Source organism: Streptomyces maremycinicus, from assembly GCF_001184025.1.
Lineage (GTDB): Bacteria > Actinomycetota > Actinomycetes > Streptomycetales > Streptomycetaceae > Streptomyces > Streptomyces maremycinicus.
This window is the reverse complement of the sequence record NZ_BBYG01000011.1, coordinates 83,574-109,593: the sequence shown is the minus strand read 5'-3', so window position 1 is coordinate 109,593 and position 26,020 is coordinate 83,574. Positions and strand designations below refer to the sequence as shown.

Genomic DNA, 26,020 nt, shown 5'->3' with positions numbered 1-26,020 from the left:
GGCCCGCCCCGCCCCGCCCGCCACGCAGAAGATGAGGAGAGCGCTGATGACACGGCACCGGTCCAGCCTGTATGAGGGCGCGGGGCAGGCCATGCTGCGCGCCGCGGTGCACACGACCGAGCCCGCCATGCCGCCCTGGCCGGCGACCACGGCGCCCGTGGAGGAGTGGCGCGTGTGGCTGAGCACGGTGTGGTCCGACACCGACTTCCGCCGGACCGTGTCGCAGGCGAGCCCACACCTGGCGGACCAGGTGCAGGCCATCATCGACGGTCGCACACCGAAGGTGCGCCGGATGCGCCGGGCGGCGCTGGCCACCGCCCGCTACGCGATCCGCTACGCCCGCCGCTCCACCCCCTACGGCCTGTTCGCCGGCGTCGCCCCGCTCGGCTTCGCCCAGGCCACGTCCGTGCGCTTCGGTGACAAGCATCAGGCGGTCACCCGCCCCGACCCGGTGGGGCTCGCAGAGATACTCAGTGCCTGGGAGAGCGACGCTGCGCGCATGGCCGACGCCGAGGTCTGCGTCAACACCCTGATCCGACAGCGCGACCAGCACATCCACGTACCGTCCGAGGGCGATGCCGAGTTCCGCCTCGCCCTCAGCCCCGCGCTGCGTCTCGTACTCGACCTCGCGCGATCGCCGATCAGGTACCGCCAGTTGTCCGACAAACTGGCCGCGGAGTTCCCCGCCGTGAGCGACACGGCGCGCGACCGGCTGCTGGGTGAACTGCTGCGGGTGCGGCTGCTGCGCTCCTCCCTGCGTGCTCCCGCCACCATCGCCGACCCCACCGATGTCTTACCGCCTGCAACGCACACCCAGGCAGCCGGCCTGCGGACAGCGTGCGACCTGCGGCTGGACGCCGACGTGCGGCTGCCCAAGCAGGTGCTGACCGAATCGGAGACCGCGGCCACCGTCCTGGCCCGCCTGGTCACCCATCCGAACGGGACACCGACCTGGCGCCGGTGGATCGAGCAGTTCTCCGAGCGCTACGGCGAGAACACCGCGGTGCCAGTGGAAGCGGTGACTGACCCCGACCGGGGCGTGGGCTTCCCGGCAGGGTTCGTCACGGCGAGCGAACCGCCCCGGCCGATGTCCCGGCGCGACCGCCTGCTGCTGGAGCTGGCCGGCACCGCAGCCGCCGAAGGCAGCCGCACTGTCGCGCTGACCGGGGCGATGATCGGGGAACTGGAAGCAGCGGCCGGCGACAAGCCCCAGGCCCTGGCACCCCACCTCGAACTGGCCGCACAGGTCCACGCCTCCTGTCTTCCGGCCTTGGACCGAGGCGACTTCCGGCTGCACGTTCTGACCGTCTCCCGCTCAGCCGGATCGATGACCGGTCGGTTCTGGCACCTCCTGCCCGGCACCGAGACGGCGTACGCGAACTTGCCCACCGTCGATCCGGAGGCGGAACTCGCGCAGCTCTCCTTCCACGCCGGGCGGGTGCCGGCCGACCTGCTCACCCGCGCGCCACAGGCCCTGCCCCGGATCGTCAGCGTCGGCGAATTCCGCCGTCCCGAACCGCACGTGCTCTTCCCACGCGACCTGGCGGTCACCGTCGCGGACGGCCGCCCCCAGCTGGTGGAGTCCGCGACGGGCAAGCCGCTGGAGCTGCTGGCCCCCACCGCCATCAACTTCCTGTGGAACAACTACACCCCGCCGATGGCCCGCTTCCTCGGCGAGATCAGCCGGGCCGCGTCCCCGCAGGTGACCTGGTTCGACTGGGGCGCCGCCTGGACCCTGCCCTTCACCCCGGCCCTCACCTACCGTCGCACCATCCTCACCACCGCCCGGTGGAAGATCCGCAGCCGTACGCTGCCTGCCCGCACCGCCCCACTCCAGCAGTGGGCGGACCAACTCCATGCCTGGCGTGCCCGGTTCCGCGTGCCGGATCGGGTCCTGCTCGCCGAAGACGACCAGCAGCTGCCCCTCGACCTCACCCGCGACGTCGACCTGGACCTCCTGCGCGCGCACCTGGACGCCAGCCCACTCGGCATCGCCACCCTGCACGACGCGCCCCCGCCGGACGCCGACGGGTGGATCGGCGGCCGAGCCCACAGCATCGTCGTCCCCCTGGCCAGGCGCTCATGACCACGACGACCGTGCCCCGTACGCAGGACCTGTCCGAGGGCGCCCTAGGGATGGCGCTGCTCGACATCGAGCGCCGTGACCTGTCCACCGCCCGCCGCCACCTCGCCCAGGCCACCGTCCGGGGCGTCAGCACCGGCAGCAACGCCAGCCTCTTCCACGGCGCACCCGCCCTGGAGTTCATCCTGGACCGCGCCCACGGGGCCGCAAACGACGTCCGCGCGGCCGTCGACCGCGTCGTGGACGCCCGGCTCGCCGCCGCCCACCGCCGGCAGGAGGCAGGCACGCTGCCCCACCTCGCCGAATGGGACCTCATCCGCGGCATGACCGGGCTCGCCGCACTGCTGCTGTCCCGCCGCCCGATCGCGCCCCGGCTGCCCGACGTGCTCGCTTGCCTCGTCGCGCTCGCACACCCCGCCCGCAGTGACGGCAGGATCCTGCCCGGGTGGTGGTCGCCGGTCGGCCCCGACGGGAAGGACATGGCAGGCGGACACGGCAACAACGGCATGGCCCACGGCATCGCGGGGCCCCTGGCCGTGCTCTCCCTCGCCCTGCGCGCCGGAGTCAGCGTCCCCGGCCAGGAGGAGGCCGTCGGCACGTTCGCAACCTGGCTCGACCGGCACGGCGACCACTACTGGTCCACCGCAGCCCACCTGGACGCCGACCAGCCGCCCGCAGCGGAGCCGGCCCGCCAGTCCTGGTGCTACGGCCAGCCCGGCATCGCCCGCGCCCAGCAGCTCGCCGCGCTTGCCCTCGGCGACCCTGTACGGCGCCAAGCGGCCGAAGACACCGTCGAGGCGATCCTGACCGACCCGCTGCGGCTCGCCCGGATCACCGACTCGTCGCTCTGCCACGGCTGGGCCGGGCTGCTGACTCTCACCCGCGCGGTCGCCGCCGACAGCACCAGCCCCGAACGCTTCACCCCGATCATCCAAGACCTGCACCGACAGCTGGGCGCCGACTGGGAGCACCTGCCCAAACCCGGATTCATGGAAGGCCGCGCCGGGGCCCAACTTGCCCTGAAGGCCACCGACGACACCGGTTGGACCCGCGTCCTCCTGCTCACCTGACCCCACCCCGCCGTCTCGCAAGGAGTTCCCCCCTCATGACCCTCGACGAAGAGAACCTGCCCGTCCCCCCGGACACGTCCTGGTGGCACGCCTCCGTGGCCTTTCCCGACCCGCACGCGGACGCCGCCCGGGCCCTGGCGACCGCGCTGGCCGGGCGCCGCTTCCACTTCCTGCGCAAGGACGCCGGCGTGCGCCTGCGTACCGAACAGCCCGTCGCCGACTTGCTGGACCAGCTCGTCGCCGACCGCGTGATCACCGGCTGGGTGGGCGGGATCTACGAGCCGGAGACGCACGCCTTCGGCGGCCCCGAGGGCATGGAGGTCGCGCACGACGTGTTCTGCGCCGACAGCCCGGCCGCGCTCGCCGAGACCGGCACCCCCGGCGCCCGCGAACGCAGCGTGATGCTGCTGTCCGCCATGATCCGCGAGGCAGGGCTGGACCCGTTCGAAGCCGGAGACGTATGGGCCCGGTGGGCCGCCCTGCGGCCCCCCGTCACCCCGCCCCAGGGGCCCGCACTGGACAGAGCCGTCTCCGCGATGCGGCGGCTGATGAACGCGGACGCGGCCCTGCGCCCAGAGGCGGAAGCGGGCTGGGTCGAGCGCGTCGCCGAGTTCGAGGACGCCGGCCGCCGCCTGCGCCGCCTCGCCGCAGACGGCCGACTGATACGCGGAATCCGGGCCGTCATCGCCCATCACGCGATCTTCGCGTTCAACCGTGCGGGCGTGCCTGCCGACGCGCAGGCAGCCACCGCGTGGCTCGGCCGTCACGTCGCCTTCTCCACCGGAGAAGGAGCTGACGTGTCTACCCCCAAGTCCGCCTCAGCGGACCCTAGCCTCCCTCGAATGGAGACCATCGTGACACCCGTAACCGACCCCAACCAGCTGCGCGAAGCCCTCGCCCAGCGGCTCGTCGACAGCGGCCACCTGCGCAGCAAGGCGGCCATCGACGCCTTCCGCACCACCGACCGGCACGCCTTCCTGCCCGGCGTCGACCTGGAGAGCGCGTACAAGGAGGACGCCGTCCCGATCAAGCACGACGAGCACGGGGAGATGATCTCCTGCATCTCCGCGCCGTCCATCGTCGCCACCCAGCTCGAACAGCTCGGCGCTCAGCCCGGTCACAAGGTCCTGGAGGCTGGAGCCGCCACCGGCTACAACGCCGCCCTCCTAGGCAAGATCGTCTCCCCCGGCGGGCAGGTGTGGACCCTCGACGTCGACCAGGACCTCGTCTCCGGCGCGAGCAAGCACCTCGCCGAGGCCGGCGTCGACAATGCCACCGCGGTGATGGCCGACGGCGCGGCCGGGCTGCCCGAGCACGCCCCCTACGACCGGATCATCTTCACTGTCGGCGCCGGCGACGTACCCGTGAAGATCCTCGACCAGCTCGCCCCCGGCGGGCGCCTGGTCCTGCCGATGCGCATCCGCGGCAGCATTTCCCGATCCTTCGCCTTCGAACGCGACGGCGACACGTGGAAGACCGTCTCCTGCGAGATGGCCACCTTCATCCCGCTGCGCAAGGGCGTCTGCGACGACGTGTACACCCTCGTGCCGATGGCAGGCGAGGGCAACGTGCGCCTGGAGACGTTCAGCGAGCAGGACGTGGACCGCGACGCGCTGCGCTCCGTCCTCGACCAGCAGCAGACCAAGCTCTACACCGGGGTGAAGTTCCGGCAGGGCTCGGCGTGGGAGTGGCTGTACCTGTACCTGGCCTGCGTGCTGCCCAACGGCCTGTCCCGGCTGCCGGGCCAGCGCCCCGGGTTCACCCCGCACTTCGGGTGGGGCTCCATGGCCGCCCTCGACGGCGGATCGTTGGCATACCTGACCATCCGGGAGGGCGAGGACGAGCAGGGCCGGTACTGGGAAGTCGGCGTGATCGGCCACGGCGAGGGCAGCGTCGACCTCGCCGAGCGCGTCGTGAGCGAGATCCGCGCCTGGGATGCGACCGGCGGCAACGATGCCCCCGAGCCGGGCTTCCGGATGGCCGTCGCGGACTCGCGTGACCGGCTGACGGCGGACGACGCCCGCTTCCTCGTCGACAAGCCCTACAGCCGACTCGTCATCGACTGGGCGCGCAAGGGCTGAGCCGATGATCCCCGCGATAGCCAGCCGCATCCCCCTGGTCCGCCGCACCAAGGCGCCCGCGCTCCCCTTGGAGGAGCGCATCAACCACCTCACCGGGCTGACCGTCGCGCCCGCAGGTGCGAGCCACCACGACCTGGTGGCCCGCGCCTGCGGGGTCCTCAACTACGCCGCGCTCATCGCCTCCGACGTCGGCCTGCCCGACGTGGCCGCCGACTTGTGCTGGCGCCAGCACCAGGTCTTCGCCGACGCCGGACGCCTGAGTGGACCGATCGCAGTCATGTCGCTGATGCCGATGGTCAACCTCTCCCGGCTGCTGACCCGGGACGGCCAGGGCGAGGCCGCCTACGACCTGCTGGTCCGCCTCAACCGCGCCGCGCGGCAGCGGGAGAAGACCGAGATCGATGGCCGCACCGTCGACCTCTCGACCCTGACCGGCACGGACGAGGATCACCGCGCGGTGTGCCAGGAGCTGTACGTCACCCTCCTCGTGGACGGCGCCCGTGCCCTCGCCTGCATCGGCCGGTGGGCCGAGGCCGCCGACGCCATGACCCAGCACCGCGGCATCGGCAACCGGCTCCTCGACGGCCGCCAGATCAAGATCATGGCCCTGATGGAACAGGGCTTGGACCAACAGGCCCGCGACCTGATCGACACCACCCAGCCCACGGAGCCTTGGGAGGGAGCCATCGCCCTCCTCCTGCACGCCCACTGCCGGCCCGTAGACACCCCCGTCCCTGAACCCGACCTCGACCGCACCCTTGATGAGGCCGTCCAGCTCCTTGCCCACCCCGATCCGCCGACTGCCGCCTTCCAGACCCGGACGGGCCTGTCAGCCCTGGAACTGGACCGCACCGGACGACATGCCGCCCCCATACTCGACTCCCTCGTCAGCGTCGCCCGACTCGACGCCTACGCCGCACGAGACGCACTGCACCACCCCGTCGCCGCGTCCGCCCTGGACGACGGGGCGACAGACGCGCTCAACGCGGTGATCGCCGCGGCCGGACTGGGATCCGGCGTCCTGTCCGCCCACCACCATGAGGCTCTGACGGGCGCGGTCGGCCACGCCGAGACAGAACTGGAAAGGCTGCTGCAGGCCGAACCAGATCCCAGCTAGGAGGGGACGACCCGGGATGCCCCCGTGCTGCCCACGCTGTTTGGCGGTGTCGGCGTTTCGGCCATTTCCTGCCCGCAGCCGCTCCAAGCCAGACCAGGGATCCCGCGCCCGCGGGGTTCCCTGACGCAGGAAATAGCGGGCTCCCCAGCACGACCGAATGACGTGTGTTCGATATCGCAGCCGTGTCGTTAGACCTCACGACTCTGCCGCAGCGACCGTCCTAGGGGGAACGATGACCTCGGCCATTACGCAGGACCAGCCGCCGCAACCGCCCAAGAAGACCGCGCCGGACGACGAACCGCAGGAGGCCGGTGTTCGAGAGGAGGAATACCTCTACCGCGACGAGTCGAGGCTCCAGGCCGGCTCCCTGCTGACCTCCCGCACCATGGCGCGGCGCCTTCCCTCGCTCGTGCGGCGCTCGGTGCAGATGGCCTGGCGCGTGGACCGCGGCGCGACCATCGGCCTGCTGGTGTGCCAGATCGGGACCGGCCTCCTCGCTGCCCTCAGCCTCCTGGCCGTCACGGGCACGATCACCGCGCTGATCTCCTCGGGCGACATCACCGAGCGGCTGTGGGACGCCGCCCCGCAGCTGGCCGTGATCGCCGCCGCCACCGGCCTGCGCACCCTGCTGGGCATCACCGTCGTCTGGCTGACCGGCCGTCTGCGCCCAGTGCTCGGCCGGGCAGCGGAGCTGACGATGATCGAGGCCGCGCTCGGCGCGGAATTGGCCGCCAACAACAAGCCCGGCTACAACGACGCCTACGACATCGCCGACCGCGGCGCCCAGGTCACCCCCGACCTCGTCGAAGAAGCGCAGGACGTCCTCGCGGCCACCGCCACGCTCGCGGCAGGCGCCACCGTCCTGACCGTCCTGCACCCCCTGCTCCTTCCCCTGCTCTTCCTCGCCTGCCTGCCGCAGGCCGCCGCCTACGTCCGCTCTGCCCGCGTGATCTACCTCGCCGGGCTGGAGACCTCCGGGCGGCGCCGGATGCTGGGCAAGCTGCGCTGGCACATGGCCTATCAGGAGTCCAGTGAGGAGATGCGCGCCTGCCTGGCCGGCCCTTTCCTGATCGGCCGGTATCGGCGGCTGGCCGCCTCGGTCAACGCCGCCGAACGCCAAGCCGCGAACACCGGTGCCTGGATGGGACTGGCCGGAGCAGTGGCCGGCGGGATCGCCTCGACCGCGGTGTGGGCGGCACTGCTGTGGCTCCTGGCCTCCGGGCGGATGAGCCTGGCGGCCGGCGGCGGCGCCGTATTCGCTCTCCAGACCGCCACCGGCTCAGTGCGCGGCATCATCAACGGCGGGGCCCGCCTGGTGCGCACCGGCTGGTACGTACAGGACTGGCAGAACTTCCTCGACAACGCCCACGGCCAGGCCATGACCGACTCCCGCGGCACCGCGCCCGTGACCACGGCCCCGGAGCGCTTCGAGGTCCGCGACGTCACCTACCGCTACGACGGCGCCCCCAAGGACAGCCTGAGCAACGTCTCCCTGCACGTGCGACGCGGGGAGATCGTGGCGCTCGTCGGGGAGAACGGCTCCGGCAAGACAACCCTCTCGCGCCTGCTGTGCGGACTGCTGCTGCCCACCGAGGGCGACGTGGCCTGGGACCACGCCTCCACCGCGGACCTGCACCCGTGGGGGTCGTGGGAGCACGTCGCGCTGGTCCCGCAGAAGTTCACGTACCTGCCGCTGACGATGCGCGACAACATCACGTTCGGGCAGGGCGACACCAGCGACGCGGCCCTGCTAGCCGCCTGCGAGGCGTCCGGCGCCGCGGAGATGCTGCCGGGCCTCCGCTCCGGCCTGAACACCCTCCTGACCAGCGAGTGGTTCGGCGGACAGCAGCTCTCCGGCGGGCAGTGGCAGCGCCTGGTCCTCACTCGCGCGTTCCACCGGCAGGCGGCGCTGCTGGTGATGGATGAACCCACGGCCGCCCTCGACGCCCGCGCAGAGCACCGGATCTTCGCCGGCCTGCGCGAACTGGCCAAGGACCGCGCCATCCTGCTGATCACGCACCGCCTCACCAACGTGGCCGTCGCCGACCGGATCGTGGTGTTGAACGAAGGGCGGATCGTCCAGGAGGGCACCTACGCCCAGCTCACCCAGCAGCCAGGGCTGTTCCGGACCCTGTGGGAGCTGCAGCGCCGGATGAGCGGGGACACCCCGTGATCACCGGGCCCGCGCAAGGGCCACCGGTCTGCGGGAGCAGAGACACCGGCCCGCTCCTGATGCTCCCTTCGCACCACGTTCCAACCGCCCGATCAACCCGGAAGGAATGCCGTGACGACTTCGCCGGCTACTGAAGTCAGCGACGCGAGCGAGCTTCGCCACCAGCTCGTCGAGCAGCTCCGCGCCGGCAGCCACATCCGCTCCGCCGCAGTCGAGCGCGCCTTCCGCACCGTGCCCCGGCACGCCTTTGCCCCCGAGATCCCCCTCCCCGCTGCGTACGCCAACGACATCGTCCCGACTCGACACAGCGACGACGGCCGGGTCACCAGCTCCATTTCCGCGCCGTGGCTGCAGGCCGAGATGCTCGAAGCCGCCCGCATCCAAGTCGGCCACCGCGTTCTGGAGATCGGCTCCGGTGGCTACAACGCCGCCCTCCTCGCCCAACTCGTTGGTCCGACCGGTCACGCAACCACCCTCGACATCGACCCCGCCGTCACTGACAGGGCCCTTCGCTTCCTGCCCCAGGCCGGATACGACCACGTGAGCGTGGTCACCGCGGACGCCGAGCACCTGCCCGCCGGTGTGGTTCCGGACGGCGGCTTCGACGCCATCGTGGTCACCGTCGACACCTGGGACCTGCCCTGGATCGACGCCCTGGCCGAGGGCGGCCGTCTCGTGGCACCGCTGCGTCTGCACGGCTACCACTGGGCCATCGGATTCACCAGGGAGGAGGGGGCCCTGCACAGCGACGAGCCGCTCATCATCTGCGGCTTTGTCGCCATGCAGGGCGACGGCGCCTGGAACACGAACCGCCGCACCGTCCCCGGCACCGGCGTCCACCTGTCTTGGGAAGACGGCACCCCGCTGCCCGTCGACCAGCTCACCCCCGCCCTCACCCGCGAGCCGACCGTCACCCGCACCAACGTCACTGTCGGCGGACAGGAACCCTTCGACGCCCTCACCCTCTACCTCGCCGGTGCCCTGCCTGGCTTCTGCCGCCTGGAGGCCGACTCCGAGGGCGACAACAAGGTCCTCAACCCGCCGCCGAGGCACTGGCCCGCCGCCGCGATCGTGCGCGGGGGCTCCCTCGCCCGGCTGGCCACCGAGCGCATCGGCGACGGGGACGACGGCAAGGGCCGGTACGAGTTCGTCGTCCACGGCTACGGCGACCAAGGACACGGTTCCGCGCAAGAAATGGCCGAGCAGGTCCAGCACTGGCAGCTCAACCACCGCGGCGCCCGCTGCCCCCTCATCACCGCCCGCCCTGCAGCTGACCCCGTCCCGGCAGGCACGGACCACGAACCGCACGTGTTCGCCAAGAAGCACACCCGCATCACCGTGGACTGGCCGATCGTGCCCGGCAGCGCTGCCCGCCCCACCAGCCCTGGGAGCTGCGACGCCGGATGAACGGCGGTGCCTCCTGGCCACCGCTTGCTCCTCCGTGCTGCACGCTCGCCCGTCCACCATCGCGAAAGGCAGAGATACGTGCCCTCTCCCGTCTCCCCTTCGGATCACGTCACACCGCGTGCCGCTGCGCCGGCGGCGCAGTACACCGCGTCCCGGCATGCGGCGTGGATCGGGGCCGCCGCGATCATCACCGACGAGGTCGGACGGGTCCTGCTGGTGCACCCCACCTACCGCAAGGACGAGTCGTGGCTGCTGCCCGGGGGCGTGGCCGAAGCCGGCGAGCACCCGCACCTCACCTGCCGGCGCGAGATCACCGAGGAACTGGGCCTGGATCTGCCCCTGTCAGCCGTGCTCGCCGTCCACTCCCTCTCCCCGCACCACCGCGACCTGCAGCCCGGCACTCCCTGCCCTGGCGAGGTCCGGTTCGTCTTCGACGGGGGAACCCTCACCCCCGACCAAGTGGAGGCGATCCGCCTGCCGCGCGAGGAGCTGTCCGCGCACGCCTTCCTGGAGACCCGGGACGCGGTGCAGAGGCTGCGCCCGGTGGACGGGCAGATCATGCTTGCCGCCTACCGTGCCCGGCTCGGGAACACCGCGACCGCTCACCTCGCCGACGGCCGGCACATCCTCGACGTCCCGGCGCTGGACCGCCATGACGTCCACGTCCGCTACCGGCCCTTGTGGGACAGCCCTCTTCACCGCGGTCCCGTGCCCGAGCGGCTGCCCGTGCAGCAAGCCTGGGCGTGGTGCTTCGTCCCCGACGGCCGGGTCGTCGTCGTGGCCGACCCCGGCCCGCGGGGCGCACTGCCGATCCTGCCCGGCGGCACCGTGGAGACGACCGACGCGACTCCCGAGGACACCCTGTACCGCGAAGCTGCCGAGGAGGCCCAGCTCACCCTGGCCGATCCGGTGCGACTGGGCTGGGTGCTGGACGAGACGGGCGAGGTCTACGGCGGCGTGGGACCCAACGCAAGGCTCCGCCTGGCCGTCCGGGTCACCGCCATCGGCCCGGCGGCCGTCGACCCCGCCACCGGCCACCCCTTCGCCCGCCTGCTCGCCACGCCCGCCCAGGCAGCCGCGCTGCTGGGATGGGGCCCGCCGGGAGCGCGGCAAGCCCAGCTCGCGGCGGAGACGGCACGCAAGTGGTGGGGGCTGCCCATCGCTCGCACCGCCGCCGTCGAGGAGATCCCGGCGGAGGGGATGCGGCTGAGCTGACCCGACCCGCCCACCCCCACCTCGACTCCTCCCGCTCCACGCCCTCTGAGGTAGCCCCCATGCCGTTGTCGCACGATCACATCCGCACCACCGTCGATGCTTACCTCGCTCGCCACCCTCACGAGCGCAAGCAGCTCGGCGGACTACTGGATGCCCTCAACCGGACCGGCGACGAGATCGCAAGCCGCTCCACGTTCACCGGACACGTCACCTGCGGCGCAATCGTCATCGACCCACTCGGCCGCGTCCTGCACGTGCTGCACCTGGCGAGCGGGAAGGTCCTCGCCCCTGGCGGACACACCGAGCCCACCGACCAGTCCCTGGCAGCAGCGGCGCTGCGGAAGCTGCACGAGGAGACCGGGATCCCGCCCCAGGCCGTCACGCCGTGGCCCGGCTACGAGACGGTGCCACTCGACATCAACATCCACGACATCGACGCCAACCCGGGCAAAGACGAACCCGGCCACCAGCACTTCGACCTCCGGTTCCTCTTCCGCCTGCACACCGCGAACGAGGTGGAGGTGATGCTGCAGGAAGAGGAGATCGGCGGCATCGAGTGGCGGCCCGTGGACAGGGCGGCCTCCCCTTCCCTGCGCGAAAAGCTCCTCAAGCTCCCGCTCCTGGTCGAACCGGAGACGGCCAACGCCTCCGCACTGATCTACAACGACCGCGGCGAGTACCTGCTCCACCTGCGCGACTACCTTCCTGGCGAGATTTGGGAGCCGGGCATGTGGTCCCTGCTGGGCGGCGGCCGAGAGTCCCAGGACGCCACCCTGGAACACACGGTGCGGCGCGAACTGGCCGAGGAAGCCGGCCTCGATATCGGCGATCTGACCCTATTCGGCACCGAGTACGCCTCCGATGACGCCGGCGCGGTCGTGCCCATCGCCATCTACGCGGGCCGCTGGAACGGCGATCCCCGCGAACTCCGCCTGACGGAAGGGGTGATGCTGGCCTGGTTCGCCCCGGACGACCTCCACCGCCTCCGTATCGCCGACACCACGAGCGACCTCGTACGGCGCCACGCCGCCAGCCGCCCAGCCAGCACCACGCCGCAGAGCGGGCTCCCCTCGCCCGAGGAGCGTCGCCCGGCTTCGCCGAACGGCACGGTCCTTAACGTCATCGGCGTCCACCTCTACCTGGAGCGCCCCGACGGGACGGTGCTGCTCGGGCTGCGCCACCCCAACTCCAAGTTCGCGCCGTCCACCTGGCACGCCCTGGCCGGCCATTGCGAGCAGGAGAACGCCATCGCCTGCCTGATCCGGGAGGCACGGGAGGAAGCTGGCCTACGCATCGAGCGCCAGGACGTCGAACTCATCCACGTCGTCCACCACATCGACCAGCCCGGAGACCGGCCCCGCATGGGCCTGTTCTTCCGCGCCCGCGCCTGGAGCGGCGAGCCGGAGCTGCGCGAGCCGGACAAGTGCACCGAGTGGAAATTCTGGGACCCTGCCGCGCTCCCCGACGACCTCGTCTCCTACACCCGGATGGCCATCGGAAAGATCCAGAACGGGGAGCTGTACAGCGAGACGGGCTGGCCCGCATGACCGGCACAACGAACCGCGCACACCGTCGCGTGTCGACTGCGGCTGGACGTGAGGACACCCGCCTCGTGGTGATCCGCGGCAACTCGGCGTCAGGCAAGTCAAGCGTGGCCCAGGGACTGCGAGATCACCACGGCCGCGGTGTCGCGATCGTGGGCCAGGACGTGATCCGCCGAAACGTGCTCAGGGAACACGACACCGCGCGCGGCGCCAACATCGCCCTGCTGGGCAGGATCGCACGCGAAGCACTGAACGCCGGCTTTCACGTGGTGCTCGAAGGGATCCTGTACGCCGACCGCTACAGCCACATGATCACGTCTCTGGTCCGTGACCACCGCGGCGTCTCCCGCTGCTACTACCTGGACGTGCCGCTGGAGGCGACGTTGGTCCGGCACGCGTCGAAGGCGGACGCCGCGTACCTGGCGCAGGTCACCGACAGCCACCTCACTTCCTGGTACCGCGAGATGGATCTCCTGCCCGGCGACCTCGAGACCGTGATCCCGGCCGACAGCACGCTGCAGGACACCGTCGCGCAAATCGTGCGCGAAACGGATCTGGCTTCTGCCTCCTCCGACCCGCCACCGCAGTGCAAGCTGTCACAGGGAGACTCGATGAACCCTCTGGTGTTGATGTCCGATCCGCAGGTCGCCGCGATCCCGGTGCGCGAATGCGAGGAGCCGCTCGTCGACGTCCGTGACCACGAGTTCCGTGTCGATCCCCGCAAGCAGGATTCGCTGGGCGCGTTCGCCCACGTCCGCGAGGGCGTCCTGTCCCGGCTGCAGCACGCCCGCTCGCTCCTGCCCGCCGGCACCGACCTGCTGTTCATCGAGGGCTACCGGCCGCTTTCCCTCCAGCAGCGCTACTTCACCGAGTACCGGAACGAGCTGACCGCTGCTCAGCCCGGCTGGACAATTGAGCAGCTGCATCACGCCGCCAGCCGGTACGTGTCACCACCGGAGATCGCGCCCCACTCCGCGGGCGCGGCCGTGGACGCGACCCTCGTCGACCAGGACGGCCACGAACTCGATCTCGGCACCCGTGTCAATGCCTCCCCGGAGGAGAGCGGCGGCGCCTGCTTCACGCACGCTCCGAACCTCAGCGATCAGGCGCGCCACCATCGCACGCTGCTGCTCAACGCCATGGAGGGCGCGGGTTTTACGAACTATGGGACCGAGTTCTGGCACTTCTCGGTAGCGGACCGGTACGACGCGCTGATGCGGCAGGAGCCGCATGCGCGCTACGGACCGATCGAACTGCCTTAGCGCGTCAGCGGACTCGTCCACTTCCTCGCCGCCCACTCCGATCCAGAGACACAGGAGCGCGGCCACCGCTCCATGGCCGTCGCGATCCGACGACCGCGACGGTCGGAAAGCATCGAACGGAGGCATGTATGCCTGACGACACCCAGCAGGCGCTCCCAGCCGTCCCGAGCCCGTCGGCCGGAGACGAACCACACGAGCACCACATGCACCTGCTCGGGCGGTACTACCGCCAAGTGGAAGCAGGGCGCAAGACGATCGAAGTAAGGGTGGCCACCCCGCACAAGCGCGACATCAGCGTCGGCGACACGGTCGTCTTCCACGACCGGGATACCGGGCGGGAACTCGACGTCCTCGTGCAGCGGATCACCCCGTACCCCTCCTTCGAGGACCTGCTCCGCTCGGAGGACGCCGCGCGCATCGACCCGGCCGGGCCGCCCAGCGAGCTGCTCGCCAACCTCCGCGGCATCTACCCGCTGGCCAAGGAAGCCCTCGGCGTTCTCGCCCTCGCTTTCGACCACCGCCCTGCCCGGCCCGGCCGCCCCATGCCGATGACGGCCGAGGAGTACGCGCAGACCGTCCCCCACCACACGGTGTACGGCTGCCTGTACATCCGCGACGAGCATGACCGGCCGGTCCAGCTCCGCTCGGTCTACGGCTCGAGACTCTGGCAGTTCCCGGGCGGCAACCTGGACGCCCCAGGCGAGGATCCGCTGCAGACCGCCCGGCGGGAGGCGGTCGAGGAGACCGGACTCGAACTCGCCCTCAACGCACCGATCCTGCTCCTGACGCACTTCCTGCACGCCGGGCCCCGGCTGCCGCTGAACAAGATGGGGCTCATCTTCGACGGAGGGCGGCTAACCGCCGAGCAGCTCGGCCGTATCCGGCTCGATCCCGCGGAACACGACATGTGGGCCGTCCACGACCTCGCGACCTGGCAGAGGCTTATGGCGCCGCGCGCCTTCGCCCGCCTCGACGCCATCGAACGAGCCCGGCGCGGCGAGGGCCCCGCCTACTTGATCACGCACACCTGACCCTGAACGACCGCTCACCAGGAGGCAACTGTGCCCGCCGAGGACGCCAACACCCGGGCCTGGCAGATCTACGGCCAGCGCCAACTGGCCCGTGCCTACACCCCGCCCGTCCCCGAACGGCTCGGCTGGACGCCCTGGGAAGGGATCGGACCGGGAGCAGAAGTCCTCGGCCACGTCACCGGCCGCCGCGTCCTGGACATCGGCTCCGGAGCCGGCCACCACGCCGTCCATCTCGCTCAGGCGCACGGAGCGCGCGTCACCGGCATCGAGCTGTCCCCGACCCAGCATGAACGTGCCGTCGGCGCCCACGCGGACGTAGACGGCGTGGAGTTCGTCCAAGCGGACGTGACCGAGTACCTGGCCGGAGCCGAGCCGTTCGACGCCGCGTACGCGATCGGGACGCTCGCCTTCATCGACCCGCACCGCTCGCTGCCGGCACTGCGCGACGGCCTGCGCCCCGGCGCCCCGCTGATCCTCTCGCTCCTGCACACCGACCTGCACGGCAGCGGTCCATCCACGGAATTGGCGCCGCGCGAGCAGACGATCCTGTTGCGCGACGACCCGCCCCTGCCGACTCAGATGTGGGTCCTGGCACCGCAGCTGTGGGAGGACCTGCTCACCGAGTACGGCTTCCGCGTCGAAGCCATCGACCTATACCCACACCCCGACGAGAGCGCCACGGTCATCCAGCAGCTCATCCGCGCCCGGCGCCTTCCCGACCGGCCGGCGCGCATCTCCAGCCGGCCCCGTAGCACCCGAGCGCCCGCCACCCATGCGGCCGTCGGCGTCGGCGCGATCCTGCTCAGCGAGCAGGGCATCCTGCTGGGCCGACACCGCCGCGGCACCCTCGAACTGCCTGGCGGCAGCGTAGAGGCCGGGGAATCCTTCGAGGACGCGGTCGTCCGCGAACTCGCCGAAGAGACCGGTCTGGTCGCTTGGACCGCCAACGTGGGGCTCCTGGGTGCGCTCGTCGACCACGTCGAAGATGTCCTGCGGGTCACCGTCGGCGCGCTCGTCCACGCCTGGCAAGGGCAGCCGGCCACGCAACCGGACGAGAACGTCGGCGACTGGGCATGGCACCCGCTCGATCAGCTCCCCGACGGCCTGTTCGTATGCAGCGCCCAGATCCTCACGTCCTGGCGGCCCGACCTGCCCATCGACCACCCACCGGCGCACTTCACTGCCTTCGCCCCAGCCAAGTAGGCGGCGCTGGCACGAGAGCCGCCACCGATGCCCTCCCGCGACACGACGTAGGTGCCGCGCCTCCGGTAGGGAGATTCCCGCGAGTGCCACGTAGCGGTGACCAGATACCTGTGCGGGCGACCCGGTGCGGCTGCGATAATGAGGAACGAGCGGCAGATGCGGCAGTGGGAGCAGGAGGCGCACCCGGCCCGCCTGAGAGAAACGTGCGAACCGGGGGACCGTGCCGAAAAAACGCAACGCCGCCCAGCGCATCGGGGCGATCGGAGAGGACCGGTTCCGGCTCTCCTGCCAGGAGAACTTCATCATCCCCAACAAGGTCGAACACGACTTCGGGTTCGACTTCCTGTGCCAGCCGGACCTGGCCGCGGACTTCGGCGGGACCGGACCGGTAGCCGGAGTTTTCGTCGGCTTCAGCGTCCGCGCGACGGATCGGGACGACGGGCGGATCCGGCTGAACCGGGCGGATGCCGGGTGCCTGCTGGCAGCCCAGTTCCCGACCGGTCTCGCCCTGGTGAAGCTGAACGGGCCGAAGTCCGCGGCCGTCTATTTCCGGCTGATGGACGCCGCCTTCATCGTGGAACTGTCCCAATTCCTGGCGTCCGCCAAGAAATCCACGCACTTCACCCCCAAGGACATGCGGCCCGTGGCGGAGATCCGGGACGCGATCAGGGAGGTAAGCGCCCCCGGCTACCTTGAGCAGGTGCGGGCCGACGCTGCCCGGAAGATTGCCGAACCGATCACCGGACCAGTCCAGATCCAGATCCACCGCGATGCCGACAGCCAGGCAACCCTCATCACATCCCTGGACCTGTACGCGTGGTTCGAGCAAGGAACACCTGCTGAGCAGGAGGCGCTCTACCTGGCCACCTTTGGTGAACCGGTGCGACGTGACCGGAGGATGCGCAAACTCGCGCTGAGCGGCAAGGTCATGGGGGGCCTGGCGCACCTGCCCCAGCCGTATCTGCTGGCCGGTTTCGTCATGGACCATCCCACCAGAGTGCGGGTCCAAACCACTTCCGTGTCCGCGGAACTGCCGGTGCTGCGCACCGCCAACGAGCACCACTTCGGTTACGTCTACCCTGCGGGCTTCGCCCTGACAGTTTCCGCCCGGGTCGAGAAGGACGGTCAGTACGTGCACCTGATGCGGGCGCTCGCCGACCCGGACAGCGACGCTCTCCTTGGCGACCATCCGGACCTGCTTGGCTTTCTCACTACCTGCCACCCCGAGTCAGTTTTCAGTTTCGACGACCGCGACGGACCGCCTCTCGATGTGACGTACTTCAAGAGTTTGGGCGATCTGGCCCAGTGCGCGGCGGCCTACCGCGATGCCAAAAGCCTGGCCGGCTGGGACGCCGTGCCTGTCATGGTCAAAGACATGGCCAGCTCGGAATCCCGGAACTCTCTGATGTTCCTCGGCGCGGCAGCCGACCCGCAGGCCCAGCCGATCCCCCGGGGACTCCTCCTGGCGGCGCCGGAGGTGGAGGAGGAGGACTGCGACACCGCGTCCGGGACCATTAGCGTCCCCGTTGTCTGCAACCTGGCCCACTCCAGCCTCGTCGCCTGGTTCTCCGGCCACGGATCCGTGCTGTTCCATGATGGTGATCTGTGCGGATTCAAGGTGCCCGCCTTCCGGGTGGACACCATCGAGGTGCTTCCCCGGGTGCCGAGCCGGTCCCTGTTCCCACGAGTCCTGCTCGGGCCGCGGACGCTGATCTATGACGCAGGACGGTGGGAGGAGGGCGACGCCGAGACAGGGCAATGGGCGGACGACGTTCACCTTCGTTTCCAGCTGGACTAGAGCCAGGGCTGGCGCTCGGCCAACGCGAGCAAGATCCGGTCCGAATAGGCCGGCCCTATGAGCTGCACACCGATTGGGAGGCCGTCGGCGCTGTGCGCATGAGGCATAACCAGGCTGGGCAGACCGACATGGCTGGTGAGGTTGGCCCAGCCGGTTTGGTCGAAGAAGCTCCGTTCGACGCCGTCGACCGTGAGAGAGCGGCTCCCGGCCGGGATCGCCGCAGTGGGAGCGGCGGGCGTAATAAGGACGTCGTACTCACTGTCGGCGAAGAACTGGTGCCACGTCTGCTGGAGCCGGAGGCGCTCCTCGTCGGCGCGGAGCCATACGCGGTGTGTCTGGGTCCGGTGGCGGAGGAAGGTGGCCCGTGGGCTCGCGTCGTCTTCGTGCAGGTCACGCGCTGCTGCAAGTTCGACCGCGCCCGCTGCGTCGTCGGTGGCGGCCGTCGCGGTGCCGTGGAGGAGCTGCTCGAAGAGGCGGAGGGAGTCGGCGAAGCCGACCGGCCCCACTGTGCGGCGGACGTCCGCTCCGGCGGAGGCCAGTGCCTGCTCAACAGAGGCGATGGCATCGGCAGTTTCGCGGTCGACGGGGCAGCGTGCATCCTGGGCCCACACCGCCACGCGGAGCTGGCCGACTGCACGACGCTCGGTGGGCAGATTGACGCGCCAGGGGCTGTTCTCTGCGGGTGATGGCGTCGTCAGCGCGTCGAGGAGCAGGTCGAGGTCGCGGGGGTGGCGTGCCAGGGGGCCGGGGGTGACCATGTCACTGCTGGTAATCCATCCGGGCGGGCGGGGGATGTGGCCGCGGGCCGGGATGAGGCCGAGCGTGGGGCGCAGGCCGTAAACGCCGCAGTAGTGAGCCGGAAGCCGAAGTGAGCCGGCGAGGTCGCTGCCGAGGTCGGCGGGGGTCAGGTGGGCGGCGACTGCGGCGGCGGGGCCGCCGGAGGAACCGCCGGCGGTGCGCTTGAGGTCGTGTGGGTTGAGCGTGGACCCGAACAGGCTGTTGTCCGTGTGCAGGTCCTGGCAGTACGCCGGGGTGTTGGTCTTGCCCATGATCACGGCGCCTTGAGAACGAAGCCGGGCGACCGCGTCAGCGTCCCGTGCGGGAACGTGATCCGCCAGGTCCTCGGAGCCGCTAGTGGTGCGCAAGCCGGCCGTCTCGAAGCTGTCCTTGATCGTGAGGGGAAGGCCGTCGAGGGTTCCCTTCTTCTCGTTGCGGGCGCGGCGTTCATCTGCCGCTAGTGCGGCGGCCCGGGCCGCCTCGTCGTCGCGGGTGATGACGGCGTTGACGTGGCTGGCGTCGATCCGGTCGAGGTGGAGGTCGAGCAGCTCTCGGCTGGAGATCTCGCGACGGTCCAGGGCCTGGAGCTGGATGTGGGCCGGTTGGTGGGTGAGATCGGTCGTCATCCGGAGACTCGCTCAAGGTGGGGGGCTCGGGCGGGCTGGTGAAGCAAGTGGCGAGCGACATCGAGGAGAGCGTCGATGTCGTCCATGGGCCGGCTGGTCTGGCGTTCGGAGTCGGCAAATTCGGTGAGCTGGTCGGGCGCCGGGCGGGCGCCTTCGGCCCTTGCGGCTATTCCGGCGAGGATCTGGTCGGCTGTGACGGCTGCCGACAGCTCCTGGCCGTGAAGCCCTCGGGCCCGGTGGTGGGCTTCGCTGGCCTCGCGTACTGCGGCATCTAGGTACTGGCGGATCACGAACCGGCCGTCCCGGATTTCGACTGCTCGGCGGTAGAGCCGGATCGAGATGCGGCGGAAGCGGCGTCTTTGGGCAGGGTCGACTCGGTCGATCGGCAGCTCGATCTCGGGCGCTTCGCTGTAGAACACCAGCCACAGGGGGCGCAGGCCGTAGTAACTGCGGTACTGCTTGATCCGGTACTGGACGCTCTGCGCTTGGTCGCTGATGGTGGGCACGAGCCAGCCGATGAGGGTGAGCATGGCGCCGACATCGCCACAGGTCCAGGCGAAGTCCTCCCACTCAGCGAGTGAGGTGTCGAAGGCGCCGGCGATCACGTCGCCGATGCGGACGGCGCTGTATCCGAGGGTGACGGTGGCCCCGAGGGCGACGATGCGCAGGCCCAGGCGGACGGAGCCACGGGTGCTGCGGCGGGCCAAGCGCCAGCAGGCGCGGGCGAGGAACAGCTCTCCGACGGTGTAGGCCGTGACGTAGAGGGTGAGGTACGCGGCGTACCAGTCGTCGTGCGCGTAGTACAGCGTGAAGTTGATCGGATGCGGCGCGCTGGGCGTCAGCAGGGCGAACAGCACCAGCAGCCCTGCGATCACCGCGAGGCCGGCCCCGAGCCACCGGCGACTTTGCTGGCGGGCGACCTCGGGCGGGGATCCCCAGTAGGTGAGGACCACCTGTTGGCAGGCCAGCAGCGCGACGACGCAGCCTTGCGCAAGGGGCACGGAGAGGTTGACGGTGCCGAGCACGCGGTCGAGATAGTTCCACATCGGAGTGATGGAGAACAGGAACGACAGTCCTGACAGTAGGAAGACGGCGGCCAGCGCGGTGGAGGCGGGGTCTCGGCGGCGGGTCAGCACGTCCCGCAGGAGGCAGAGGAAGCCGAGCGTGGCGACGACGAGGCTGATCGGATGGAGCAGGTCCTTCACGACCGGGCCTCCCGTCGACGCAGAAGCGTGTGCGTGACCCGGTCCTGAACTTCGTCCCCGGAGGACTCGTCGCTGCGCAGCCACCGGTCGATGATGCGGTGCTGGAGCAGCGAGGCGAGGAGTTCGGTGTCCCGCTCCTCGTCCTCGTCGTACTTGGTGCGCCCCAGCATCATCTGCACGGTGGCCGGGTCCACGCTGGTGATGAAGGCCGGAGTCAGCGCGGACACCGGTCGGTTTTCGTGGTGGCCGAGCAGGAGGTGGCTGAACTCGTGGGCGATGATGTGGTCTTGATGCAGGGAGCTGGTCCGTGGGTCGTAGAACACATGGACGACACTCTCAGTGACGGCACATGCCCCGCACACCGAGGGCGCCTGCTCCCGGGGCTCCAAGACCACCGTCCGTCCGGTGCGGCGAGAGACCTCGTCGCTGAGGTCGCGGATATTGGTGACGTGCGGGAGCTTCAGCTCCGCCAGGAGGTCGGGCCCCCTCCGCCTACGTGCAGGCCACATTGCTTTTCCTTGATCACTTACTGAACTGAGACCGATTTACACGCCAGTTGAGGGCGGCAACCCCTCAGACTTTCGTACACCCTCGACGATCCCCAGGATGGCGTCCTTTCCATCCGCAGAGACGTCGGAGAGTCGAAGAAGAACGTTCTTGATCTTCGCGTCGCGAAGCAGCGCGAGCAACTCGAGTTCCTGCACAGTCTTTTCAGCGACAACATCGTCGAACCAATAGGCAGGATCCACTCCGAAAAAGCCTGCCAGCGCTTCGAGATGACGCTTCGTCGGATTATCCCGCTGCCCCGTCCGCAGGAGCCACAGATACTGGGCCGACAGCTTGCCCAGCCCCCGCTTCTCCATCAGTTCGGCCACTTCAGCGTTGCTGAACGGGCCGCGATCGGGCGGGTGCACCGTGTCGAACAGGCGGTTTAGGCGGTCCATGAGCCCCTTGGGGTTCACCTGACCTTCGATCGACACTTTCATGATCCTTTCCCGGTGAGCTTCGCAATCACTTCGACCACTCTACCTCGCGATAAACACGAGTTGACGGGCCGATCCCGCGTATGGAAAGTTCTTCCCCACCAGCACGTTTACGTGTGGCGCACGCCGCCCTTTTGGGTCGACCTGTCCGTTTCGAGCGACGGGAGCCCGCCGAGCGAAGTGGCGCGAGCCACATTCACCCGGCAATACATGTCACGTCTGGCCCAGCAGGCTTTGATTTTCGACCGGAAAGCGCGGAGGCGACAGTGGAAACACCTCATCCGCATCGCATTCCCGCCGCGGGAAATATCAGACACCCGCCTCAATTCGGACACAATGACATGCTCTCGACGTTCAGGGTAGCCGCGGTAACGGTGCCCTCCGACGCCGGAGGGCGGCTCATGCCGGGCAGTACAGGCGGTTCCGGCGACACATCGCACCGTTACTCTCCGCAACCAGTACAGAGATTAAGAACCAAGTCTGGATCTTGACACGGGTCCGTGCGTATGTTCGTCGTCCCCGAGCAACCCGCCCGCAACGACGGACGTGAGGAGCACGCGAGCACGGACCGAGAAGGTCCCCCATACAGCGACGGCGCCCGAGAGCGGTAACTCGCGGACGCCGAACGCTAAGCGGCATACCCGCCCCGGCAAGGGCGGAGATTGCCCATCATCACCACGCTGAGTCCTTCCAAGGGGCGCGTCAGCATGGCAACACTGCAAAGGGAAGTATCGCATGCCTCCTGCCCTGCGCAAAAGGCCCTTCCATCTGGCCTGCGCGGCAGCCACCTCCGCCTCGGCGCCTCAGCGCCCCGAGCCGGACGACACCATCCCGGCCCCGGCAGGCCGCCGGCCCCGCCCGTTCTCCGGGAGCGGCCGATGAGCAGCGAAGCCCGCGAGTGGGTTTGGGAACACAGCTCCAGCCGGGGCACCGCGCGCCTGGTCCTTCTGTCGATCGCCGACCGGGTGGCCGACGAGCAGTGCGTCTCCTGGGCCTCGCTGTCCAGCCTGGCCAAGCGCACCCGCGCCTCCGTCTCCACTGTGCGCGAGGCCATCGATCGCCTGGTCGACGCCGGTGAGCTGGAGCAGCTCGACGACCTCACCGGCCCGCAGCGCAGCACCGTCTACCGCCTGCCCCTCGCCGCCAAGGCCGTGGCAGAGACCGCCGCGGAGGACGACGACCACGCGTCGAAGGAGGGGCCCGAGGCCGCCCCGGTGCTCCGGATCTCGGCCCTGCGGCGGTGCGGAATCCGCCCGCGTGAGGTGCCGGAATCCACCGCGAGGGCCCGGAAACCGGCAGTGCCGGAAACCGGCAGGGCGCGACGGAAACCGGCACCCCGACGTACCGGAAACCAGCACCCCGGTGTACCGGAAACCGGCACACAGAACCGTAGTGAACCGGATTTGAACCGTAGGTACAGCAGTGGTGGTGCTGCCGTCCTCTCAGCTGCCGAGTGGCAGGTCGACCCTGCCACCCACACCTGGGCCCGCGAGCAGGGGCACCTCGACCGCCTCGGCGAGCAGGGCCTGCAGGCAGCCGACGCGAAGTGGCGGGCCCACCGCGCCGCCTTCAAGCCGAGGCCGGTGGATGCCTGGGCTGCCGACTGGCGCTCCTGGGTTGCCCGGGAGCACGCCCCGGGTCGCCCGAACCTCTACGCCGTGCCGGGTAAGGGCTCCTCGGCGCCAGGCGGGATGACCCGGGCCGAGGCCCATACCGCCGCCCTTCTCGCCGCCCTCGACGAGCCGACCGGAACGGAGGGCTGACCGTGGACCGCCGCGAAATCGCCGCCCTGCTGGCCTACATCGGCCGACTCGACCCCCGCACTATCCGCACCGATCAGGGCGAGGCCCGCGACCAGCTCGCCCAGTGGCACGAGCTGCTCGGCGACGTGCCGATGGCAACCCCGCACGGCTGGGACGCTCGCGTCGCCGCCCGCCAGCACATCCGTACCTCGCCGTACCAGATCCTGCCCGCGGACGTGGCCCGGCCCTGGGAAAGCTACCGTCGCGACCGTCTGGCCCGGCACTCCGACCCGACACCATCCGCCGATCCGGACGACCAAGCCGCATGGACCGCCGAGCTGGTGGGCACCCGGCGCGCCGTCGCCGCCGGCATCGCGGAGCCGGCACAGGCTCGGGCGATCACCAGTGGTCGCGACGGAACCGACCCGAGGCTGGAAGCAATGCTGCGTGAGATCGGCTCTTGCATCCCGCCTGCTGCCCGAGCCGCCCTCGCCCCCTACCGGCCCGCGCGGGCAGCGCGCGAGGCGGCCATCGCCCAGGGTCAGCCCGACGCCCTGAGCGTGCGCTGCGACTGGTGCAGGGCCCAGCCCGGCGAACCCTGTCGCCGCCGGCGGATCGGCCCGGACGACGGAGTACGCGCAACCGCTCCGCGTGCCACCCCGCACCCCGGCCGCCTCGACCTGGCCGCCGCCCAGCAGGCCCAGCAGAACGAGCAGGTCCAGCAGAGCGCCATGGCCTGACCGGCGCATCCGGCCCGTGCATCCCGTCCGAAGCACCCCCACCCAACATCACCGCCCCCGCCCCGGCTGCGGCGCACGCCCATGCGCCCGCAGCAGGCACCCGACGCCGCGCCCGCCGAGCACCGCCCCGGCCGGCCGACGCGGCAGCACATCGGAGATCGCCTTGCGCCACATCACCACCCACGATGCGCCGGCCACCGGCCTGCGCGGCATCGCAGACACCAGCTGGCACACCCGCGGAGCGTGCCACGGCATGGACGTCGAGGACGCCGACGCCATGTTTTTCCCGCTCCCCCGGGACCACGAAGCCATCGCCGAGGCGAAGGAACTGTGCGGCTGGTGCCCGGTACGCCGCGACTGCCTTGACTTCGCCTTGGAGAACGTCCTCAAGGAGGGCATCTGGGGCGGCCTCACCGAAGCCGAGCGGCGTCCCTTGCACGACGGGCTGCCCCAGCGCCTCGACTACCGGCGCGTGATCGCCTTCTTCCAGGGGCGCGACGTGCACCTGACTGAGGCCGAGCGGCAGGTCGTCATCGACCACGCCTACGTGCGCGGCTGGCGTCCCGACCGGGTCGCCGCCGCCCTGCAGATCAGCCACAAGCACGCCCGAGACCTGCTCCGGCAGGCCGCCAACAAGGTCTTCGACCGCGACCGCACCTACGGCGTGCCGCGACCCAAGAAGAAGCGGAAGAAGACCACCCCGGCAGCAGGTAATCCCGCGCTCGCTGCACGCGGCACACAGCAGTCGGTAGCCCGGGCGGCAGCGTCGACTCCGGCGCACGCCTCTCTCGGAAAGGCCGCATGACCCACCCCGTCCTGGCCCTCAGCGCCACTCCGGACCTCCCTCTCCTCCTCGCCGCCGGCGTGGCCGCCGCCCTCGTGCTGGTAGTGGTCGCCTGGACAATCCGGCGTCGGGCTATGCGGACGCAGAAACGTCTCAGCGGGCCGGCGGTCAAGGTCGCTGCCCTTGCCGCCCTGGGCTGCACCGCATACAGCGCCGACACCTCATGGCGCTTCGCGGCCGACTTCCTCGACATGGCCGGCACCGCCGAGCGGGCCGGCATGTTCGCCGCGGCCGAGCTGGCGCTCTTCGCGACCGCGCTGATGGCACGCCAGAACCTGGCCACTCAGGGTGCTCCAGGTCTGCCCGGCACCCTGGTCTGGGTGATCACTGGAGTGCAGGTGATCCCCGCCTACGCCGAGAGCGGCCCCATCGGCGGCACAGTCCGCGCCTTCGTCGGGCCGGTCCTCGCGGCAACGCTGTGGCACCTCGCGATGGGGATCGAGCTGCGCCTGCGCACCCCGGGCGCCGGCTCCCACGGACTGATCGCCGTCCTGGGCCGGGAAGCACGCGAGCGTCTCCTATCCCGCCTCGGCATCGCCGCGCGAGACCGCGACGCCGCGCAGATCACCCGGGACCGGGCCACTGCACGCGCGGTCGCCCTCGCCGCCCGCCTCGCCGAGCGCACACCCGAGCAGCAGCGGAGCTGGCGCGGCCGGCGGCTCACGCGGCGACTGTCGAAGGCGGTCGGCAGGGCCTCGGTCGGCACCGACTCCCTCCAGCGGGCGAACCTGCTCGACCAGCTCGCCGCCCGCCGGCACGCACTCGCGCTCGCTACCGTCCCGCTGCCCTCGCCCTGGTCCCCGGTACAGAGCACCGCAACGCCGGCCACGGTCCCCTCGCAGTCGGCCACGAAGGCGACGGTCCCCGGAGCCGGTCCCCACGGTCCCGACGAGTCGGTCGGGGGCACACGACCGAGGGGACCGGTCCCCGAGATTGCGGACTCGAGGACATCGACAGACGCGGGGACCGAGACCCCAGAAGAAGGCACGGTCGCGGGGACTGGCCCCGTGAATCCGGAAGCCTCGGAGGGGGACGCCCGGAGCGGAGGGACCGAGCATCTGACGCGAGAAGTGCCCGCTCAGGGCCCTGATTTGCGTCAGGGACCGACCGCCGCCGAGT

At 70.5% G+C, this 26,020-nt stretch carries 20 protein-coding genes; 16 read left to right on the top strand and 4 right to left on the bottom strand.

The features are described 5' to 3' along the window. Window positions 1–46: 46 nt before the first annotated feature. From AOQ37_RS11075 to AOQ37_RS11020, 12 genes are all read left to right on the top strand, one after another. Entirely contained in the window at window positions 47–2,086 is a 2,040-nt protein-coding gene (locus AOQ37_RS11075; RefSeq protein ID WP_234436870.1) for a lantibiotic dehydratase family protein, read from the top strand. After that, entirely contained in the window at window positions 2,083–3,153 is a 1,071-nt protein-coding gene (locus AOQ37_RS11070) for a lanthionine synthetase C family protein (RefSeq protein ID WP_062643795.1), read from the top strand. Before AOQ37_RS11075 ends, AOQ37_RS11070 begins: the two co-directional genes overlap by 4 nt. 35 nt (window positions 3,154–3,188) lie before the next feature. After that, a complete protein-coding gene (fxlM, locus tag AOQ37_RS11065; protein WP_062643794.1) occupies window positions 3,189–5,234 on the top strand; it encodes a methyltransferase, FxLD system in 2,046 nt (681 codons plus the stop codon). Between the two features lie 4 nt (window positions 5,235–5,238). Beyond that, entirely contained in the window at window positions 5,239–6,351 is a 1,113-nt protein-coding gene (locus tag AOQ37_RS11060) for a hypothetical protein (RefSeq protein ID WP_062643792.1), read from the top strand. A 232-nt stretch (window positions 6,352–6,583) separates the two neighbouring features. Continuing rightward, window positions 6,584–8,524 (top strand): ATP-binding cassette domain-containing protein, encoded by a 1,941-nt coding sequence (locus tag AOQ37_RS11055; protein WP_062643790.1) that lies wholly within the window; start codon window positions 6,584–6,586, stop codon window positions 8,522–8,524. Between the two features lie 111 nt (window positions 8,525–8,635). Further along, window positions 8,636–9,931 (top strand): methyltransferase, FxLD system, encoded by a 1,296-nt coding sequence (fxlM, locus tag AOQ37_RS11050; RefSeq protein WP_062643789.1) that lies wholly within the window; start codon window positions 8,636–8,638, stop codon window positions 9,929–9,931. A gap of 78 nt (window positions 9,932–10,009) precedes the next feature. Next, window positions 10,010–11,146 (top strand): NUDIX hydrolase, encoded by a 1,137-nt coding sequence (locus tag AOQ37_RS11045; RefSeq protein WP_062643787.1) that lies wholly within the window; start codon window positions 10,010–10,012, stop codon window positions 11,144–11,146. A gap of 59 nt (window positions 11,147–11,205) precedes the next feature. Continuing rightward, complete coding sequence (locus AOQ37_RS11040; protein ID WP_062643785.1) at window positions 11,206–12,693, top strand: NUDIX domain-containing protein; 1,488 nt, start codon at window positions 11,206–11,208, stop codon at window positions 12,691–12,693. Beyond that, a complete protein-coding gene (locus AOQ37_RS39735) occupies window positions 12,690–13,952 on the top strand; it encodes a M15 family metallopeptidase (RefSeq protein ID WP_107085175.1) in 1,263 nt (420 codons plus the stop codon). Before AOQ37_RS11040 ends, AOQ37_RS39735 begins: the two co-directional genes overlap by 4 nt. Window positions 13,953–14,080: 128 nt before the next feature. Continuing rightward, on the top strand, window positions 14,081–14,983 hold the full coding sequence (locus tag AOQ37_RS11030) for an NUDIX domain-containing protein (RefSeq protein WP_107085174.1): 903 nt from the start codon (window positions 14,081–14,083) through the stop codon (window positions 14,981–14,983). Window positions 14,984–15,013: 30 nt separating this feature from the next. Then, entirely contained in the window at window positions 15,014–16,186 is a 1,173-nt protein-coding gene (locus AOQ37_RS11025) for a bifunctional class I SAM-dependent methyltransferase/NUDIX hydrolase (protein WP_062643783.1), read from the top strand. Window positions 16,187–16,406: 220 nt separating this feature from the next. Further along, window positions 16,407–17,984, top strand: a complete 1,578-nt coding sequence (locus tag AOQ37_RS11020; RefSeq protein ID WP_062643781.1) for a hypothetical protein — start codon at window positions 16,407–16,409, stop codon at window positions 17,982–17,984. On the opposite strand, the gene AOQ37_RS11015 is transcribed toward AOQ37_RS11020, so the two are convergent. The 4 genes from AOQ37_RS11015 to AOQ37_RS11000 are packed head-to-tail and all read right to left on the bottom strand — an operon-like array spanning window position 17,981 to window position 21,578. Then, window positions 17,981–19,387, bottom strand: coding sequence for an amidase family protein (locus AOQ37_RS11015; RefSeq protein ID WP_062643779.1), 1,407 nt, complete (start codon window positions 19,385–19,387; stop codon window positions 17,981–17,983). The genes AOQ37_RS11020 and AOQ37_RS11015 overlap by 4 nt on opposite strands. Continuing rightward, window positions 19,384–20,592, bottom strand: coding sequence for an MAB_1171c family putative transporter (locus tag AOQ37_RS11010; protein ID WP_062643777.1), 1,209 nt, complete (start codon window positions 20,590–20,592; stop codon window positions 19,384–19,386). Before AOQ37_RS11010 ends, AOQ37_RS11015 begins: the two co-directional genes overlap by 4 nt. Next, window positions 20,589–21,101, bottom strand: a complete 513-nt coding sequence (locus tag AOQ37_RS41220) for a hypothetical protein (RefSeq protein ID WP_234436869.1) — start codon at window positions 21,099–21,101, stop codon at window positions 20,589–20,591. Before AOQ37_RS41220 ends, AOQ37_RS11010 begins: the two co-directional genes overlap by 4 nt. A gap of 36 nt (window positions 21,102–21,137) precedes the next feature. After that, a complete protein-coding gene (locus AOQ37_RS11000) occupies window positions 21,138–21,578 on the bottom strand; it encodes a helix-turn-helix domain-containing protein (RefSeq protein WP_062643774.1) in 441 nt (146 codons plus the stop codon). Window positions 21,579–22,453: 875 nt separating this feature from the next. Between AOQ37_RS11000 and AOQ37_RS10995 the strand changes: the two genes are divergently transcribed. The 4 genes from AOQ37_RS10995 to AOQ37_RS10980 all read left to right on the top strand — a co-directional run. Then, on the top strand, window positions 22,454–23,338 hold the full coding sequence (locus AOQ37_RS10995) for a helix-turn-helix domain-containing protein (RefSeq protein ID WP_062643772.1): 885 nt from the start codon (window positions 22,454–22,456) through the stop codon (window positions 23,336–23,338). A gap of 2 nt (window positions 23,339–23,340) precedes the next feature. After that, a complete protein-coding gene (locus AOQ37_RS10990; protein WP_062643770.1) occupies window positions 23,341–24,057 on the top strand; it encodes a zinc finger domain-containing protein in 717 nt (238 codons plus the stop codon). A 163-nt stretch (window positions 24,058–24,220) separates the two neighbouring features. Beyond that, a complete protein-coding gene (locus tag AOQ37_RS10985) occupies window positions 24,221–24,862 on the top strand; it encodes a WhiB family transcriptional regulator (protein WP_062643768.1) in 642 nt (213 codons plus the stop codon). Continuing rightward, on the top strand, window positions 24,859–26,020 hold a 1,162-nt coding region (locus tag AOQ37_RS10980), incomplete at its 3' end, for a hypothetical protein (protein ID WP_062643767.1). The genes AOQ37_RS10985 and AOQ37_RS10980, both read left to right, overlap by 4 nt.